General features: G+C 71.1%; 13 protein-coding genes. 6 read left to right on the plus strand and 7 right to left on the minus strand.

The window, feature by feature from the left end; genetic code table 11:
* Positions 1–63: 63 nt before the first annotated feature.
* Positions 64–1,746: a glutamine--tRNA ligase/YqeY domain fusion protein gene (locus tag D7W81_RS11250; RefSeq protein ID WP_120555351.1), complete on the minus strand. Its 1,683-nt coding sequence runs from the start codon at positions 1,744–1,746 to the stop codon at positions 64–66.
* Positions 1,747–1,822: 76 nt separating this feature from the next.
* Positions 1,823–2,959 (minus strand): glycosyltransferase, encoded by a 1,137-nt coding sequence (locus D7W81_RS11255; RefSeq protein WP_120555352.1) that lies wholly within the window; start codon positions 2,957–2,959, stop codon positions 1,823–1,825.
* A gap of 421 nt (positions 2,960–3,380) precedes the next feature.
* On the opposite strand from D7W81_RS11255, the gene D7W81_RS11260 reads away from it, so the two are divergent.
* On the plus strand, positions 3,381–4,280 hold the full coding sequence (locus D7W81_RS11260) for an alpha/beta hydrolase (protein WP_120555353.1): 900 nt from the start codon (positions 3,381–3,383) through the stop codon (positions 4,278–4,280).
* Here the strand turns inward: D7W81_RS11260 and D7W81_RS11265 are convergent.
* On the minus strand, positions 4,267–5,076 hold the full coding sequence (locus D7W81_RS11265) for an arginyltransferase (RefSeq protein WP_120555354.1): 810 nt from the start codon (positions 5,074–5,076) through the stop codon (positions 4,267–4,269). The two genes, D7W81_RS11260 and D7W81_RS11265, sit on opposite strands and share 14 nt — an antisense overlap.
* Before the next feature lie 176 nt (positions 5,077–5,252).
* Here D7W81_RS11265 and D7W81_RS42320 point away from each other — a divergent pair, with 176 nt between their 5' ends.
* The 3 genes from D7W81_RS42320 (at position 5,253) to D7W81_RS11275 (ending at position 8,005) form a co-directional block, all read left to right on the plus strand.
* On the plus strand, positions 5,253–5,423 hold the full coding sequence (locus tag D7W81_RS42320) for a hypothetical protein (RefSeq protein ID WP_158621550.1): 171 nt from the start codon (positions 5,253–5,255) through the stop codon (positions 5,421–5,423).
* 261 nt (positions 5,424–5,684) lie between these two features.
* Positions 5,685–6,545: a glycosyltransferase family 2 protein gene (locus D7W81_RS11270; protein ID WP_120555355.1), complete on the plus strand. Its 861-nt coding sequence runs from the start codon at positions 5,685–5,687 to the stop codon at positions 6,543–6,545.
* A 14-nt stretch (positions 6,546–6,559) separates the two neighbouring features.
* Positions 6,560–8,005, plus strand: coding sequence for a type III PLP-dependent enzyme domain-containing protein (locus D7W81_RS11275; RefSeq protein ID WP_120555356.1), 1,446 nt, complete (start codon positions 6,560–6,562; stop codon positions 8,003–8,005).
* Here the strand turns inward: D7W81_RS11275 and D7W81_RS11280 are convergent.
* The 3 genes from D7W81_RS11280 to D7W81_RS11290 form a co-directional block, all read right to left on the minus strand.
* A complete protein-coding gene (locus D7W81_RS11280) occupies positions 8,002–10,659 on the minus strand; it encodes an ELWxxDGT repeat protein (protein ID WP_120555357.1) in 2,658 nt (885 codons plus the stop codon). The two genes, D7W81_RS11275 and D7W81_RS11280, sit on opposite strands and share 4 nt — an antisense overlap.
* Before the next feature lie 12 nt (positions 10,660–10,671).
* Positions 10,672–11,991 carry a carboxylate--amine ligase gene (locus D7W81_RS11285; protein WP_208721264.1) on the minus strand — a complete coding sequence of 440 codons (1,320 nt, stop codon included), beginning with the start codon at positions 11,989–11,991 and terminating at the stop codon, positions 10,672–10,674.
* 312 nt (positions 11,992–12,303) lie between these two features.
* Entirely contained in the window at positions 12,304–13,122 is an 819-nt protein-coding gene (locus D7W81_RS11290) for a methylase (protein WP_120555358.1), read from the minus strand.
* Positions 13,123–13,399: 277 nt separating this feature from the next.
* Between D7W81_RS11290 and D7W81_RS11295 the strand changes: the two genes are divergently transcribed.
* Both D7W81_RS11295 and D7W81_RS11300 read left to right on the plus strand, forming a co-directional pair.
* Positions 13,400–14,008 carry a hypothetical protein gene (locus D7W81_RS11295; RefSeq protein ID WP_147445434.1) on the plus strand — a complete coding sequence of 203 codons (609 nt, stop codon included), beginning with the start codon at positions 13,400–13,402 and terminating at the stop codon, positions 14,006–14,008.
* Between the two features lie 83 nt (positions 14,009–14,091).
* The gene (locus D7W81_RS11300; protein WP_120555360.1) at positions 14,092–15,129 is read left to right on the plus strand and encodes a hypothetical protein; all 1,038 of its coding nucleotides are present in this window, start codon (positions 14,092–14,094) and stop codon (positions 15,127–15,129) included.
* Here D7W81_RS11300 and D7W81_RS11305 read toward each other — a convergent pair.
* A complete protein-coding gene (locus D7W81_RS11305) occupies positions 15,084–16,676 on the minus strand; it encodes an MBL fold metallo-hydrolase (RefSeq protein ID WP_120555361.1) in 1,593 nt (530 codons plus the stop codon). The genes D7W81_RS11300 and D7W81_RS11305 overlap by 46 nt on opposite strands.
* Positions 16,677–16,786: the final 110 nt, after the last annotated feature.

The raw sequence follows: 16,786 nt of genomic DNA on the forward strand, positions 1-16,786 counted from the left end.
CAAACGGCGAAGCCCCGGGTGCTTCCACCCGGGGCTCCGTGAAGCTTCAGCGAAGGGGGCGCCCTACTTCTTCTGCTCCTTCACCCACGAGTCCTTCAGCGTCACCGTGCGGTTGAAGACGGGGGCGCCCGGCTTGGAGTCCACCGCGTCCGCGCAGAAGTAGCCCAGGCGCTCGAACTGGAAGCGGTCGCCCGGCTTCGCGTCCGCCAGGCCCGGCTCCACGCGCGCGCCGGTGAGGGTCTCCAGGCTGTTCGGGTTGAGGAACTCCTTGAAGTCCCTCGTCTCGTCCTTGTCCGGCTGCTCCACCGAGAAGAGCCGGTCGAACAGCCGCACCTGCGCCACGGGCGCATTGCCCGGCACCCAGTGCAGCGTGCCCTTCACCTTGCGGCCATCCGGCGAATCACCACCGCGCGTGGCCGGGTCGTAGGTGCAGCGCAGCTCCGTGATGTTGCCCGCCGCGTCCTTGATGACCTTCTCGCACTTGATGAAGTACGCGGAGCGCAGGCGCACCTCCTTGCCCGGCGCCAGGCGGAAGAAGCCCTTCTCCGGCACCTCCTGGAAGTCGTCCGCCTCGATGTAGAGCTCGCGCATGAACGGCACCTTGCGCGTGCCCATGTCCTCGCGCTTCGGGTGGTTCGCCGTCTCCAGCTCCTCCGTCTGGCCCTCCGGGTAGTTCTCCAGCACCACCTTGAGCGGGCGCAGGACGGCCATGGCGCGCGGCGCCGTCTCGTTGAGGTCGTCCCGGATGGACAGCTCCAGCACGCCCATGTCGATGAGGCTGTCGGACTTGCTCACGCCAATGCGCTTCGCGAAGTCGCGCAGCGACGCGGGCGTGTAGCCCCGGCGGCGCAGGCCGCTGATGGTCAGCATGCGCGGATCATCCCAGCCGGAGACGCGCTTCTCCTGCACCAGCTGGAGCAGCTTGCGCTTGCTCATCACCGCGTAGGTGAGGTTCAGCCGCGCGAACTCGTACTGGTAGGGCCGGTCGCCCTTGATGAGCGCGTCGACGATCCAGTCATACAGCACGCGGCGGTTCTCGAACTCCAGCGTACAGACGGAGTGCGTGATGCCCTCGATGGCGTCCGACAGACAGTGCGCGAAGTCGTAGAGCGGGTAGATGCACCACGTGTCGCCCGTGCGGTGGTGGTGCGCGTGCCGGATGCGGTAGATGGGCGGGTCGCGCAGCACGGGGTTCGACGACGTCATGTCGATCTTGGCGCGCAGCGTGTGCTTGCCGTCCGGGAACTCGCCCGCCTTCATGCGGCGGAACAGGTCCAGGTTCTCCTCCACCGTGCGCGTACGGTACGGGCTGTCCTTGCCCGGCGTGGTGAAGTTGCCGCGGTACTGGGAGATCTCCTCCGGCGACAGGCTGCACACGTAGGCCTGGCCCTGCGAGATCAGCTGCTCCGCGAAGGCGTAGAGCCGGTCGAAGTAGTCGGACGCGAAGAAGCGCCGGTCGTCCCAGTCGAACCCGAGCCAGCGCACGTCGCGCTGGATGGACTCCACGTAGTCCGTGTCCTCGGTGAGCGGGTTGGTGTCGTCGAGCCGCAGGTTGCACTTGCCGCCATACTGCTGCGCCAGCCCGAAGTTCAGCACGATGGCTTTGGCGTGGCCGATGTGGAGGTAGCCGTTGGGCTCGGGCGGGAAGCGGGTGTGCACGCGTCCGCCGTGCTTTCCCGTCCGCCGGTCTTCCTCAACGACTTCCTGGAGGAAGTTGAGGCCCTGCGTCTCGTTCGTCGTCGTCATGATGGGTGCGAATCCTCTTGAAGCAGGACCAGGGGAGCAAGGTTTTCCTGACCCGTCCCTGCCCTGCCCGCCTGGCTCAGACCTCCGCCAGCAGTGACTCCCAGGCCTTGAGCGCCCGTTCAGCGGACAACTCGTCCGCCCGCTCCAGGGCCCGCTGGCGCAGCCCGTCGCGCCATTCCACGTCCGTGACCACCCGCTCCAGGGCCCGGGCCATGGCCGCGTCGTCCCCCATGGGGACCAGCACGCCTGCCCGCCCACCGTCCAGGGCCTCCGCGGGGCCGGAGGGGCAGTTCGTGCTGACAATGGGGCAGCCCAGCGCGAGCGCCTCCAGCAGCACCATGGGCAGCCCCTCGAAGCGAGAGGACAGCGCGAACGCGGCGGCCCGCCGCATCAGCGCGTGCGGATTGTCCGCGTAGCCCGGCATGAACACGGAACCCTCCACGCCCAGTTCCGTCACCAGCGCCTTCAGCTCCGCCTCCAGCGAGCCCACTCCCAGGATGAGCAGGTGGGTGTCCGTCCCCGCCGCTCGCATCCGGGCGTGCGCGCGGATGAGCATGTCGAAGGACTTCTGCGGCTCCAGCCGGCCCACCGCGATGACCACGGGCTTCTGGAACACCGGCTCCGCCCACGCCGGCAGGGGGGCGTCCGCCGCGGCGCGGATCCGGTCCGCGTCCACGAAGTTGGGGATGACCTCCAGGCGCTCCCGGTCCACGTTCACCAGCTCCGCGAACGCCTTCGCGGAGTCGTAGCCGCACGCCACGATGCGGTCCATGCCCGGGTAGAGCACCTTCAGGCCCCACAGCTGACGCTTCGGCTGCTCGTGGTGGAAGGCCCCCCAGTCGAAGTGCACCATCCCCAACACCGGCTTGCCCAGAAGGGCCCCCGCCATCCGCGCCAGCAGGGCCGCCCTCCCCTCCTGCCCGGAGACGATGATGTCCGCCTTGCGCGCCTCGTGGAACAGCCGCCAGAGCATCCGCGGCAGCTCCCAGCGCCGGTAGGCCTCCACGCCCACGCCCCAGGAAATGGGCACGTCCGCGGGGATGCGCCCGCGCGTGTCCGGCGGCGGCGGCCCGTGGTGGAAGAACAACGAGGGATCAAACCGCTCCCGGTCCAGCCCCGCCAGCACGTTGCACACGGAGCGCTCGATGCCGCCCGTCCCCATGAAGACGAGCGTGAACAGGACGCGCCGCCGCCCGGGGGCCGGGACCGCCATCTCTCGGTGCGCCTGCAGTTCCAATGTCTGGGATTCCCGGTAAGAAACGGTTTTCAATCTACTGCCCGGCGCGCGAGCGTCCGACGGGCCCACCCCTGGGTTTGCTCGTTGATCAATAGCTCACGCACCATGCGATAGGTAGCGAAGGACACGCGGCCCCGCCACTCAGGAGACAGTTGAACGGCGTCATGCCGGTGGATCCCCCGGAGGCCCACGAAGCCCACGCGGGTGGCGGCCACCGCCCCGCGATACACCGTTGAAACACCCGGAGGGTGTCCTGACAGGCGAGTTCCTGGCGCGGGTCCGCGAAGAAGCGCCGGGCCCGCATGGAACGCCGCCCACGTGGGCGCGAGCTCCAGCACGGCAGGGGGCGCTTCGTGCGGGTCACTGGATTCCGGGTATAGACTCACAATCCATCCTCGTGAAGAAGCCCATCCATCTCCGTCCCCTCCGTCTCATCGCGCTCGCCCTCGTGGGCGTGCTCGCGGTGCTGGCCGTCATCGCGTACCGCAACGTCCGCACCGCGCGGGCTGTCTTGCACCCCGCGCGCCAGCCGTTGCAGCCGGTGGCGCCGGGAGCGCTCGCGGAGCGCACGGACGTGGTGCTGCGCACGCGCGACGGGCTGACGCTGCGCGGCTGGTACCTGCCTTCGCACAACCACGCGGCGGTGGTGGTGATGCACGGCTTCGCGGAGAACCGCACGCAGATGCTCTTCGAGGCGGAGGTGCTCTTCCGCGCGGGCTACGGCGTGCTGCTCTTCGACTCGCGCGGGCATGGAGAGAGCGAGGGCGACCTGGTGACGTGGGGCGACCGCGAGCGCGAGGACCTGCGCGCGGCGGTGGACTTCGTCTCGCACCGCGACGACGTGGACCCCTCACGGCTGGGCGTGCTGGGCTTCTCCATGGGCGGCACCACCGCGATGCTGGAGGCGCTGGAGGATGAACGCCTGAAGGCCGTGGCCGCCGCGGGCGCGTACCCGTCGCTGGAGGCGGACACGCGCTACAGCTACGGCAAGTGGGGACCGCTGAGCGTCCAGCCGGTGCTCTGGACGATGCGCCTGTCCGGCGTGGACGTGGACGCGGTGGACCCCATGAAGCGCCTGTGTGACTTGAAGGGCCGGCCGCTCCTGTTGATCAACGGCGACGTCGACGAGTACGCACCCGCGTTCCTCCAGGACGCACTGTTCCAGGCCGCGTGCGAACCCAAGTCGTACTGGGTGGTGCCCGGCGCGCACCACGGCGAGTACGCGAAGAAGGCCCCGGAGGAGTACGCGCACCACCTGCGCGACTTCTTCGACGCGGCGCTGCTCAGCGGCTCCTGACGGCCCGCGGATCGGCGGGCGCTGGCGCTGGCGCGTCAGCCTCGGGCGCTGGCGCGTCAGTCGCGACGCTCCACACGGCCGGCGCATCCAGTTCGGGGCGGCCCTCCAGCAGCTCGTGCGGACGGAAGCCGGCCTTGTAGCGCAGCGAATCGCACGCGAGCACGCGGTAGCCCAGATACACGTAGGGGATGCCCCGCTCGCGCGCCAGCTCCACCTGGAACAGCACGCTGGCCTTGCCCAGGGACAGCCGCGCGTAGGCCGGGTCATAGAAGAAGTACACCGCGCTCCACGCGTGCGGCGTCTCGTCACACAGGCCCAGGCCCACCAGTTTCGGGCCCGCCGGGTCGCTGTCATCGTACCAGGCCACCTCGCGCGCGGACGGGTGCGGGAAGGCGAACTGGAGCGAGTACTCCCGCACCCCCAGTTCGGACGCCTCCCATTCGCGCGACGTCTCCCGCTCCGCGTGCCACGCGCGGTACAGCGCCAGGCGCTCCTCGTCCACGCGCGGCGGCCCCACCTCCACGCGCAGGTGCGCGCACGCGGCGCGGGCCCGGCGCTGGCTGCGGTTGGGCGTGAAGCCCGCCACCGGCACGCGCAGGGACACGCACTCCTGGCAGGACGCGCACACGGGCCGGAAGTACTGCGGGCCGAACCGGCGCCAGCCGCGCACGAGCAGGTGCTCGTACTCCTGCGCCGTGACGTTGCGCATCAGCAGCGTCTCCAGGGACGCCTCCCGGTCCGGCAGGTAGCTGCACGGGCGCGGAGTTTCGATTTCGTGTGCCAGCAGGACGGCCATCGGTGTTCCCTTCCTGTCGGCCCCGGGCTCCCGCGTCAAGCCATGCCTGCCCGCCCGGCGACCCACCCTCCGTCGGAAACGACCCGTCCGCGAGGGTCGTTCCGTATCAGTAAGTGGCACAACGACTGCAAGTCACCGGTTGAAGCCGTACCGCTTGCGGAAGAGGACGAACGCACATGGCCCGCGAGGAACTGCATCCCGGATGGTTGTCGCTGGACCCGGAGGAGGCCGAGGGCTTCCTCTCAGGCGACGCGTTCGTCGAGGAGGATGACGCCCTGCCCCATGCCGCCGGGGCCGACGACGTGGACGACCTGGACGCGTTCGACTTCGCCATCGCCAGCTTCTGAAACCCGTGGGCAGGCGGCCACGGTGTGGCAATCCTGTCGCGATCCGACCGTGAATTTTTCCGGTCCGCCCCCGGAAGGGGCCGTAGAAACTTCCAAGAAACCGCGAACACGGGTGCCGCGTTCGCTTCCCCGGACAGCGGGCGGGTAGCCCCGGACACAGGCCTCCAGGGGCACGCTGCCCCGGAGTCGCGGAATGCCCCGTGTCCGGAGGGCCCGGCTCGCTTCTCAGTCGTGGGGCGCCACCGGTATAAACCGGGGCCTATGTCATCAATCGACGTCTCGGTCGTGATGCCCACGTACAAGCGCGAGAAGGAAGTGGTGGAGGCCATCCACTCCGCGCTGCGTCAAGAGGGCATCCAGGTGGAGGTGCTCGTCCTGGACGACTCGCCGGAGGGCACGGCCCGCGACGCGGTGCAGGGCATTGGCGATTCGCGCGTGCGCTACTTCAAGCAGGAGGTGCCCTCCAAGGGGCGCCCCGCGCTGGTGCGCAACCATGGCGCCACGCTGGCCCGGGGCCGCTACCTGCACTTCCTGGACGACGACGACACGCTCGCCGAAGGGGCCCTGAAGTCCATGGTGACGGCGCTGGACGCACGGCCGGACGCGGGCGTCGCGGTGGGCTGGGTGGTGCCCTTCAGCGAGGACCCCGAGTGGCTGGAGGACAAGAGCAGCTACTTCGAGCGGGTCGCGAAGGTGGGCGCCACCACGCCCAACAGCGCCTGGACGGTGGCGCACATCCTGTTCCTGGGCACGCTGTACGTGAACTCCGCGTGCATGGTGCGCCGCGAATACTTCCAGCCCCTGGGCGGGTTTGATCCGAACATCCCCGTCTACGAGGACGTGGACTTCTACATGCGCGGCATCCGCCGCTACGGCCACGTCTACGTGAACCGGCCCATCCTCAACTACCGGGTGGGCAAGCCGTCGCTGATGAACGACCTGGGCAAGACGGGTGCGAAGGTGGAGAAGTCCGTGGCGGAGTCCAACGCCATCATCCACAACAAGTACCGGCGCGAGCACGGCGAGCTGGAGTACCGGCTGCTGCAACTGGCCACGCGCGCGCTGAAGAGCCGCTTCGGCCTGACGCGCTTCCTCCCCCTCAAGCTGCCTGGCGTTTCCTGAAAGGGCCCCACACCGTGAGCCTGCGTCGTCGTCTCGTTGGAACCGCCAAGCGGCAGTTGAAGCAGACCCTGGGGCCCGTCGTGCAGCGCGCGATGGCCCCCGCGCGCGCCTTCCTCCCCCCGGAGACGTGGGGCCTGGAGTCGCGCGCCGGCCAGGGCCTTTTCCTGGAGGGCCTGTCGCTGTCGAAGCTCGCCAGCGAGTACGGCTCGCCGCTGCACGTGGTGCACATGCCAGCGCTGCACCGCAACGCGGACGCGTTCCAGGCGGTGCCTCCGGGCGCGGCGGGCGGCTGCGAGGTGTACTACTCGTACAAGACCAACCCCGTGCCGGGCGTGCTGTCCGCGCTGCATGCGCGCGGCATCGGCGCGGAAGTGATTTCCGCCTACGAGCTGTGGCTCGCGCTCAAGCTGGGCGTGGCGCCGGAGCGCATCGTCTACAACGGCCCGGTGAAGTCGGACGCGTCCATCCGCGAGTCCATCACCCGGGGCATCGGCCTGCTGGCCGCGAACCACCGCGAGGAGCTGGACGTCTTCTCACGCCACGCGGCGGAGCTGGGCAAGCGCCCGCGCGTGGCCGTGCGCGTGACGACAACGTCGGGCTGGACGTCGCAGTTCGGCACGCCCATCGCGGGAGGCCAGGCGCTGGCGGCGTACCGGCAGGCGCTGGCGGCGGGCAACCTGGACGTCGTGGGACTGCACGCGCACCGGGGCGAGCTGATCCGCACGGAGGCGGAGCTGGAGGGCTTCGTCGGCTCGGTGCTGGACTTCGCGGACGAGCTGCACCGCGAGCTGGGGCTGGACCTGGAGGTGCTGGACCTGGGCGGCAGCCTCTGCACGCCGACGGTGGAGCACATCGAGCAGAAGGACTGGCGGCTCAACCTCACCTTCCAGCGCGACCTGCCCGCGCCGGACCACGCGGCGGCGCTCTCCATCGAGCGGTACGTGGCGAAGGTGGTGGCCCAGGTGGAGGCGCACTACGCGAAGCAGGGCCGCAAGCGCCCGCGCATCTTCCTGGAGCCGGGCCGCGCGATGACGGGCAACACGCAGCTGCTGCTGGGCCGCGTGCACGCGCTCAAGGACGGCGGCGAGCGGACGTGGGCGGTGCTCGACATGGGCATCAACCACGCGGAATGCGTGCGCAACGAGTACCACCAGCTCTTCCACGTGGAGCAGCCGGCCGCGCCCGCGCACCGGGCGTACACGGTGGTGGGCCCCATCTGCACCCCGGGCGACACGCTGTACCACGCGGTGCGGCTGCCGGAGCTGAAGGTGGGCGACACGCTGGCCATCATGGACGCGGGCGCGTACTTCGTGCCCTTTGGCACGTCCTTCTCCTTCCCGCAGCCGGCCATCGTGGGCGTGGAGGGCGGGAAGGTGCGGCTGCTGCGCCGCGCGGAGACGCACGAGGACCTGGTGACGTTCGACGACCCGGTCCCCTCCCCTTCGCGCGCCGCGAGCTAGGGGCGCGGGACTTCCGCGCCGGGCGGGCGGGTGGCGGCGCCGGGTCCCGGCAGCCGGAACAGCGCCCGTCCCACCCCGTCGCTCGCGGAGAAGTAGAGGTCCGGGCCGTTCACGGTGAGGTGCTCGGGCCGCGAGGACGCCGGACCCGCTGCGACGTCCATAGCGAGCCTGGGGACACCGGTGGGAGAGTCCAGCCGCCACAGCTCGCGCCCCTTCGTGGGCTCCTCCGCCGCGAAGAGCAGCGGGCCTGACGGCGAGACGAGCGTGAGCTGATCCGGCAGCGACGAGCCGCGTCCCGGATGGAGGTCCGCCACCCGCACGGTGCCCTCCGGCGTGCCATCCGTGCGCCACAGCTCCGTCCCTGTCCCCGTCTCCCTTCCAGCGAAGTACGCGAAGTCGCCCCACGTGATGAAGCCGCCGACGTGGCCGGAGGCGACGTCCGAGCCCACGGGCCGCGTGCCCTGGACCGTTCCGTCCGTTGTCCACAGGCGTGACGTGGGGGTCTCGGCCCAGAAGACCCCCCGGCGGCCCACGACCTGGAGGTTCGAGAGCCCCGAGCCGCGCTCACCGGGATTCAGGTCGGCCAGGAGGACCGTCCCAGCGGGGGTCCCATCCGTCGTCCACAGCTCCCGGCCCACGACGCCGTCATCGGCGGCGAAGAGGATTTTTGTCCCCAGGGGCGTGAAGCCCGCGGGTTGGGAGCCCTTCGGGCCCACCTGGATGTCCTTCAAGAGTCGCGTGCCCTCCGGCGTGCCGTCGCTCGTGTAGAGCTCCTCGCCCAGGGTCTTGGAGGCTCCCTCGAAGAAGACCCTGCCGTTGGAGACGCCCAGGTCGCGACCCTTCACCTCCGTGGGGCTGATCATCCGCGTGCCCGCGCCGGTGCCGTCCGTGCGCCACAGCGCCACGGTCTTGTCCGGGGTGGGCGCCATGAACACGGCGACCGTGGCACTCAGCGGGATGACGTCCCCACGGACTCCGGATTCCGGCAGGTTCTTGAAGGGCACCGTGCCCTCGGCGGTCCCATCGGTCATCCACAACCGCGTCCCGTGCGCGATGAGCAGGCGCTCGCCGAAAGGGAGCAGGGTGGGGTACCCGGGGGAGGCGCCCATCGCGGGCGAGAGCACCTGGGTGCCCTCGGCGGTGCCGTCCGAGCGCCAGACCTCCGACTTTCCCGTCTCGTCGTAGACGCCGAGCAGGAGCCTGTCGTTGACGGTCCACATCCCGATGGCATCCGCCTGGCGTTGGGCGGGGGTGACGTCCTTCACCATCCGGGTCCCGGCCCCGGTGCCGTCGCTCCGCCACAGCTCCAGGCCGTGGGCTCCGTCATCCGCGGGAAAGAGGACCCCGCCGCCGAAGCCCATGGCGCCGCTCAGGTCCAGCTCGTGCCGGAACCCCGGCGCTTCAGGCGAGGCGAGGTTCTTCACCAGGACGGTGCCCTTCGCGGTGCCGTCCGTCTTCCAGAGCAGCCCATCCCCATTGGGGGTCACCGCGCCGAAGAGCAGCCCGCCGTCGACGGGGACGAGCCCCCGACGGAGGCCGCTGCTCCCGCTGCCTGGGTAGAGGTCCGTGAGCATCCCACTGCCGGCGGAAGTTCCGTCCGAGGACCAGAGCTCGAACCCTGTCTGGGCGGTGGATGCGAAGAAGTAGAGGCGGTGGCCCAGGACCGTCACGTCACGGGGGTCGGAGGAGGCGCTGCCCTTCACCAGGTCGAGGACCTGGGTGCCCGTCACGGTGCCATCCGTCCGGCAGAGCTCCACGCCGGTGTCCGCCGTACGGCATGGCAGGTACGCGCGCCCCTTGAGGGTCGCGAAGCCGTTCACGCTCGTGTCCACGACCCAGCCGTTGGCGACGGTGAGCAGCGCGGTGGTGCCCTTCGCGGTGCCGTCCGTCGCGTAGAGGGCGCTGCCGGTGGGCGCGGACGCAGCCACGAAGAGCAGCTTGCCGCCGAGCTCCCCCAACAGCTGGGGCCGGCCGTGCTCGCTGCCCGGCCCCAGGTCCGCGACCTGGACCGTGCCCTTCGCCGTGCCGTCCGTGGAGCACAGCTCGATGCCCGCGCTCCCCGAGCCCAGGAGGCAGGAGAAGTACAGCCGGCCTCCCATCACCCGCCAGGAGGAGGCGAACTGCTCCTCCGTCACGTGCATCCGCGCCGTGACGAACGGCTGCGTGCCCCGCGCCGTGCCGTCCGAGCGGTAGAGCGACGTGCCCACGCTGAAGTAGAGCGCGCCCTTGAAGACGACCGGCGGCGTGGGGCTTTCCACGAAGGGCGTGTCCAGCACGGGCCGCGTGCCCTCGGGCGTCCCGTCCGACGTCCAGAGGTCGTGCGCCTGGAGCCAGTAGGCCCGTCCGCGCAACGTGACCAGGTGAGGCGGGGTCTCCCAGCTGGCCAGCGCCGGAGCGATGTCCCGCACGAGCCGGGTCCCGGCTTGCGTTCCATCCGTGCGAAAGAGCCCCTTGCCTTGCTTGGAGAAGAAGAGGACGGAGCCGTTCACCTTCGCGAACCCGGACGGGGCCGTGTCCGTCTTCACGGTCCTGGTGGAGAAGTCCTTCACCTTCGCCACGCCCTGCGCGGGCGCCTCGAGTGAAAACGCCACCAGCCCCAGGGCGCAAAGCCCCGCCAGCGCGCCTGTGCGCGCGCCCCCCGTGCGTCGTTTCATGGAACCTGCCTGCTAGCGGTTGAAGACCATCATCCGGAGGAAGGCGCGGGGATGGCGCGCGGCACCGTAGGAGATGGTGGCCAGCTCCACCGCCGCGGGCATCATGTCGTCCCGGTCGATGAGCGGATCCACCGCCGTCTCCTTGTGGGTGTTGAACCACTGCCGCCACTGCCGGGCCTCGTCGGCCGGCAGCGCGCCGGACAGCCGCTGGAGGTTGAGCAGCATCTCCAGCGCGATGCGGTTGCAGAACACCGCGTCCTCGTGCGCCGCCGCGGCGTCGCGCGCATCCTCCACCGCGCGCGAGAGCGCGTCCTGGTCCCCGATGGCCGCGTGGTACGCGAGCAGCGGCAGGGGCAGCCCCCGCGCGATGTCGAAGCCCATCTGCCCGTAGAAGCGCGGGTTGAAGTCGATGAGGAGGTACGAGTCCTTCGTCTGGATGAACTCCACCTCGAAGACGCCGTGGTAGCCCAGCTTCTTGCACAGCCGGGTGAGCCCCGCGACGAGGTCCGGGCGCAGCGGCGCGGACTCGAAGCAGACGCCCACGCCCAGGCGGCGCGGACGCTGGAGGACCTTCATCGCGGCGCGAGCCTCGAAGAGCTCACCGGATTCATCCACGAAGCCAGAGAGGCTGTAGATGCCCTCGGCGGCCTCCGGGTGGAACTCCTGCACCATGGGGTTCACCACGGCCGGGTCGAACTTCACGAGCATGGGCGCGTACGTGTCGCGCGCGAACTCGCGGTACTCGCGCGCCAGGTCGTCCGGCGACGACACCGGCTGCCCCTTGCGGTGCGTGGCGTGGAGGATCTGCGTGGTGGGCTTGAGCAGCACCGGGAACTTCGCCTCGCGGCGCACCTGCTCCAGGTCCTCTTCGGACTGGGGGAACCAGGTGCGCGGCAGGTGCAGGCCCGCCTCCGTGCCCAGCTCGTAGAGGCGGCGCTTGTTGAGCAGCCCGTACACCGCGTCCACGCCCGGGTCGTAGAGGTGGAACAGATCCTCCAGCTTGGAGCGGTGCGCGGAGATGAGCCACGCCAGCTCGTCGCTCGTCGGGTAGAGCACGTGCTTGACGGGCTCGCGCAGGCCGAAGTCCACCAGCCACTGGAGGAAGGCCTCCGGCTGCGACTCCGGCGGACATTGCACGCGGCGGCTGACGAAGCGCGAGTAGCTGGCCGGCCCCAACCGGCCGGTGTCCGCCACCGTCACGTCCACGCCGTGGCGGCCCAGACAGCGGGCGGCGGCCAGGGTGCCGTAGAAGTTGGCGGAGAACAGCAACGCGGGGGGGCGGGCCGCGATGACGGCCGCGGGGGCCTCACCGGAGTAGGCGGCCTCTTGCATCTCATGCTCCAGGTTCACGGCGTCGGCCTCGCGGCGCTGGCGCGCGGAGGAACGACGGGCTTGGCGTTGAGGACGCGTCGCGGGGCGAGCGCCCCCGAGGTCAGGGGTTGACGGGCCGGCGACAGCGGTGCTGGACATCAGCCCCGCGGCGAGAAGCGTCAGAAGGTGCCTGTTCATGTCGAGCCGTCTGCCTCCGGCGGTTCGGGGGGTCGCCGGAAGCCCAATTCGCGACAGAATACCTTTTCCGGCGCCGCTTGGGACGGGCCCCCACACGATTGCACCCCCAAGGAGTGGCCGGGTTCAGCGCGGGCCTCAGGCCGGAGTGCCACCGGGTGGGCTCCAGCGCAAGAAGCCTCGGGTCAGCAGCCACGCGTCCGTGGCGACGCCGGGGGTCATCCGCGCGAGGCGCAGGGCGGACTCAGCGAAGGCCTCCGGGGGCGCGGTGTGGCCCGCCTCGCGCGCGGCCTTCCATGCCGCCTCCCACGCCCCGAAGAAGGTGTGCATGGGTTCACCGGGGCGGACGCGGCGGCGCAGGTCGCGGGGCAGCCAGTCGCGCAGCATCAGCGGCGCGAAGCCCCGGGAGAAGTCGGTGTGGAAGAGGAGGCCCTCGCGCGCGGGGGTTTCGGTGTCCGGCCTCCGGCGCAGCAGGTGGGCCACCCCCACCGCGCCGTCCAAGTCGGTCGACCCCTCGACGAGCAGCCCGCCAGGCAGCAGGTGCCGCGACATCGCGCGGTGGGCCTCCGGGATGCGCTCCAGCGGCCCCTGGCGCAGCAGGTTCATGGCGCGCACCAGGCGGGCGGGCTCCTCCGCTGACAGCGGCAGCGCGAAGCCGCCCTCGCGGAAGTGCGTGCGCGCGTCCGCGTGGTCCCGCGCGGCGGCCAGGGCGCGTTCAGCCTCCAGTTCCACGCCCACGATGGAAAGCCCCGGGTTCAGCGTGCGGAACGCGGCGGCGCTCTCCAGCGTGGTCCACGGGTGTTCACCGAAGCCCACGTCCACGAAGACGGCGCGGGCCCAGGGGCCGTCCTCCCGCGTGAGGAGCGCGGACTCGAACTGGCCCAGGTACGCGTCCAGTGCGCGCAGGCGCCCCCGCGCGGTCCGCCCCCGGGTGCGGGTATCCAGCTCACCAGTCATGCCCCCGACATCGGCGCTCGGGCCCCGGGGCGTCAAGCGCTCCGTCCGGGAGGACCGGCCCGTTGTAGCGCGGGATGTCATTTCGAGGCGTGGGCCGTAACCAGGCGTGTCACAGCGGGTGCCGCACGCCTTGAAACGTCCGAGGGGAGCAGGGCCGTGGGAGGGGTTGGCATCTTCACTGCACGGGGGGCCCGCCGGTGTCGAAGTTCCGCGGTGTCAGTGATCGAAGTCCCCTCTTTGAGATTGGTTCCCCGTCCCCATGATCACTTCCAGCTTCATGCGTTCCTCCCTCGTTGCCGCCCTCCTCCTGTCCGCCCCCGCCCTCGCGGGTGAGTCCCGGTACGCGGCCGCCGCCGCGGCCGCCTGCTCCGAGCTCAAGACGGAGCTGGTGCAGGGCGCGAAGGAGCAGGGCCTCGCGATCAACGAGGAGCAGATCGGCACCCTCACGTCGGACCAGGGCGCCGTCGTGGCGACGAACATCGCGGGCTACGAGAAGGTCCCCGCCTCGGAGTACGAGAAGGGCGTGGACGCGGCCTTCGTCTACATCGACTCCCCGGAGTCGGGCATCCCGGCGGGCCACTACCGCGTGAACGTCCGCGCCAACCCGGAAGACATCAAGGTGGGCAAGTACAAGGCCATCGCCAGCCTCATCGACAAGGACGGCAAGGAGGTCGCGCAGCGCGCGACGGTCATCGAGACCTTCCCCTCGGCGGTGAAGGCGGCGCGCTACGGCTCGCCGATGAGCGTGGGCATCCAGCAGCACACCGTCAACGACTGGAACCTCACGCGCTTCCGCAAGACCATCATCGTCATCATCGTCCACTCGTGGGGCGTCACGGTCATCGACCTGTTCGGCACGGACTACAGCAGCTACTACGGCTTCTAGTCCCGCGTTCCGCCGCCGGAAGCCCCGGGGCCCCGGCGGTGCGATTTTCGTCCCGCCCACGGCGCCCCTAGAGTCGGGGGCCCGTGAGCCCTGCATCCGCCTCCTGTCCCCGCTGTGGCGCCCCCCGTGTGGACGGGCCCGAGTGCCCGGCCTGCGGCGTCATCTACCTGCGCGCGGAGGTGCGAGCCGCCACCCGGCAGGCCGAGACCCGCGACCGCGAGGCCCGAGAAGCCGCCCAGCGCGAGACCGAGGACCAGCGGCTGGCGATGCGTGAGGCCCTGCAGGCCCACGCCGTGCCCACGTTCGCGCCGCCCGGAGTCGCATCACGGCCCGAGCCGGATCCCGCCATGGAGGGCCTCACCTTTCACGGCGAGGAGACGGGCGGCGAGGGCGCCCTGGAGGCGCGGCTGCGGCTGGCGGTGCTGCCCCTGCTGCTCGTGGGCGCCTGGTTCGCGGTCCAGTCGCCCCTCTTCCACCTCCTGATTCGCACCTTCCTCACCATGCCGGTGCATGAGCTGGGGCACGCCGTCACCGCCTGGTTCTGCGGCTACAACGCCACGCCCACGTTCTGGGTGACCCACGTGTCGCAGGAACGCTCGACGTCCATGGTCCTCCTGCTATCGGGCCTGCTGGGCGCGCTCGTGTGGCAGGGCTGGAAGCGCCGCCGGTGGGCGTGGCTGGGCGTGGGCGTGGTGCTGCTCGCGGCGCTCGGGGCGGGCAGGTTCGGCCTCACCCATGCCCAGGCCCGCGCCCTCATCTACTTCGGCGGCGACGCGGGCCGGATGGTGCTGGGCACCCTGCTGATGGCCACGTTCTTCGTGCCGCCGGGCCACTACCTCCACCGGCATCAACTGCGCTGGGGCTTCGTCGTCATCGGCGCGGCGGCGCTCATGGACAGCTTCGAGATGTGGTGGTCGGCCCGCACCCACGTGGACCGCATCCCCTTCGGCCGCATCGAGGGCGCGGGCCTCAGCGACCCCAGCGCCCTGGTGGACGTGTACGGCTGGAACGTCAGCCGCGTCATCCGCTGGAACGTGAACGTGGGCCTCGCGTGCCTCGCCGTCCTGGCCGCGCTCTACCTCTTCTCCCTCTGGCGTGCCCGCGACGTGCTGCGCGGCTGAGGCGCGGCCTCGCGCCAGTTGCCGAACGGCCACTCGAAGCCCGGCGTACTCAGCACCTCCGGCTTCCGCGCGCCCCGCCAGCGCAGGGCCTCGCCGGGCCGCAGCAGCAGCGCTTGCGGTCCTTCGCCCTGCTCCTTGCGCACCTGCGCCAGCCGCTCCGGATACGGATCCGCGTCCGGGTTCTCGTCCATGTTGCTCGCGCCCGCGACGGGCTCCCCCGGATAGCCGGCGTAGCGAGGCCCCATGCCCTCCCGCCAGTACCAGGGGGCGCCGCCGTCCGCGCAGGGCACCACGTAGCGCGCGCCCAGGAGCGCGCCGTAGCGCAGCGCCTCTTCCGGTCCGGCCATCAGGCGTTGTGGCGTGGTGAGCGCGTCGCGCGGCACGTTGACCAGGAACGCATCCAGCGTGGTGAAGCCGAAGAAGATGGGCGGCAGCCGGAAGCCGCGCACGCCGCAGAAGAGCACGTCCACCGGGCCCCCCTGCTTGCGCACGCGGCGGCACACCGCGTCCATGTCCCCGCGCACGTCATGGCCCGCGTCCGCGAAGAAGGCGGCGGAGAAGTCCGGCGAGCGCACCAGCCACGTGTTGCCCTCGTTGTAGAGGTCCGGGTGCGGCCCGGCTCCGTCGGTGGGCTGCTCGCCGTGGAAGGGCAGCGCGTGCACCGTCACGTCGCCCACCTGCCGCGTCTCCCCCCAGCGCAGGGGCTCCACGCGCGTGAAGCCCAGCTGCTTCAGCCGCAGCGCGCAGTCCGTGGAGAAGAGGCTCTCGCGCGCCACCGTGGGCACGAAGATGCGCGTGTCGCGCGGAAGGGGCAGCAGCGAGCCCAGGTGGAAGTGGTCGCCGTGGGAATGGGTGATGACCACCGCGTCCACCCGCCCCAGGTCCCCTGCCTGCAAGGATGGATAGCCGGGCAGGTCCACCTCGCCCGTGGGGCGGAAGTACGGGTCCACCAGCACGCGCCCTTCCCTGCCCGACACCAGCACCGTGTTGTGCCCCACGAAGAGGGCGCCCGGGCCGGGCACGTCCACCGGCCCCGCGTGGCGCACGAGCCAGCCGGCCTGCGACAGGTCGCCCAGCAGCTCGCCCACGATGGGCGTGGTGGCCAGCGCGCGCAGCTCCTCGCGCGTCGCGCCCCGGGCGAGCGACGCGAACAGGTCCGCCACCACCGGCCAGTCCTTCGCGCGCACCGGCACGTCCAGCCCCAGCGAGTCCTGGCGCAGGTGCAGCACGCGCGGGCGGTGGCGCAGCGGATCCGGGAAGAGCACGTCGTCGCGCAGCACGCGCCGGCCCATGCGCCGCTTCGTGCCCTGGCAGAGCGCGGCGTAGCGAGGCGTGTCCTCCAGCCAGCGGATGAGCGCGTCCGCCTCGCGCAGCGCGCCCTCGCGGCCCAGCGCGGCGATGTGGCGCTTCAGCGGCACCTGCGCGCGGCGCACCGGGCGCGCGGTGGGCCCCTGGATGCTGCACCCCAGGTCCTCGTGGTGGTCGGCCTCCGTGCGGGCGGAGGCGAGGACGGCCAGGCTGACGCCGCGGTGCAGGGTGAATCGCATGCGTGCGACGTCGCATGGCGCACCGCCCTTCGCAAGGGCTTGCGCTTGCGACCGGCCGCAGGGCCGCCCGCGCGGGTTGTGGCCCCCTGACGAGGCCGGTACCCTCCCCC

The sequence above is a fragment of the Corallococcus aberystwythensis genome, from assembly GCF_003612165.1.
Classification (GTDB): Bacteria; Myxococcota; Myxococcia; order Myxococcales; family Myxococcaceae; genus Corallococcus; species Corallococcus aberystwythensis.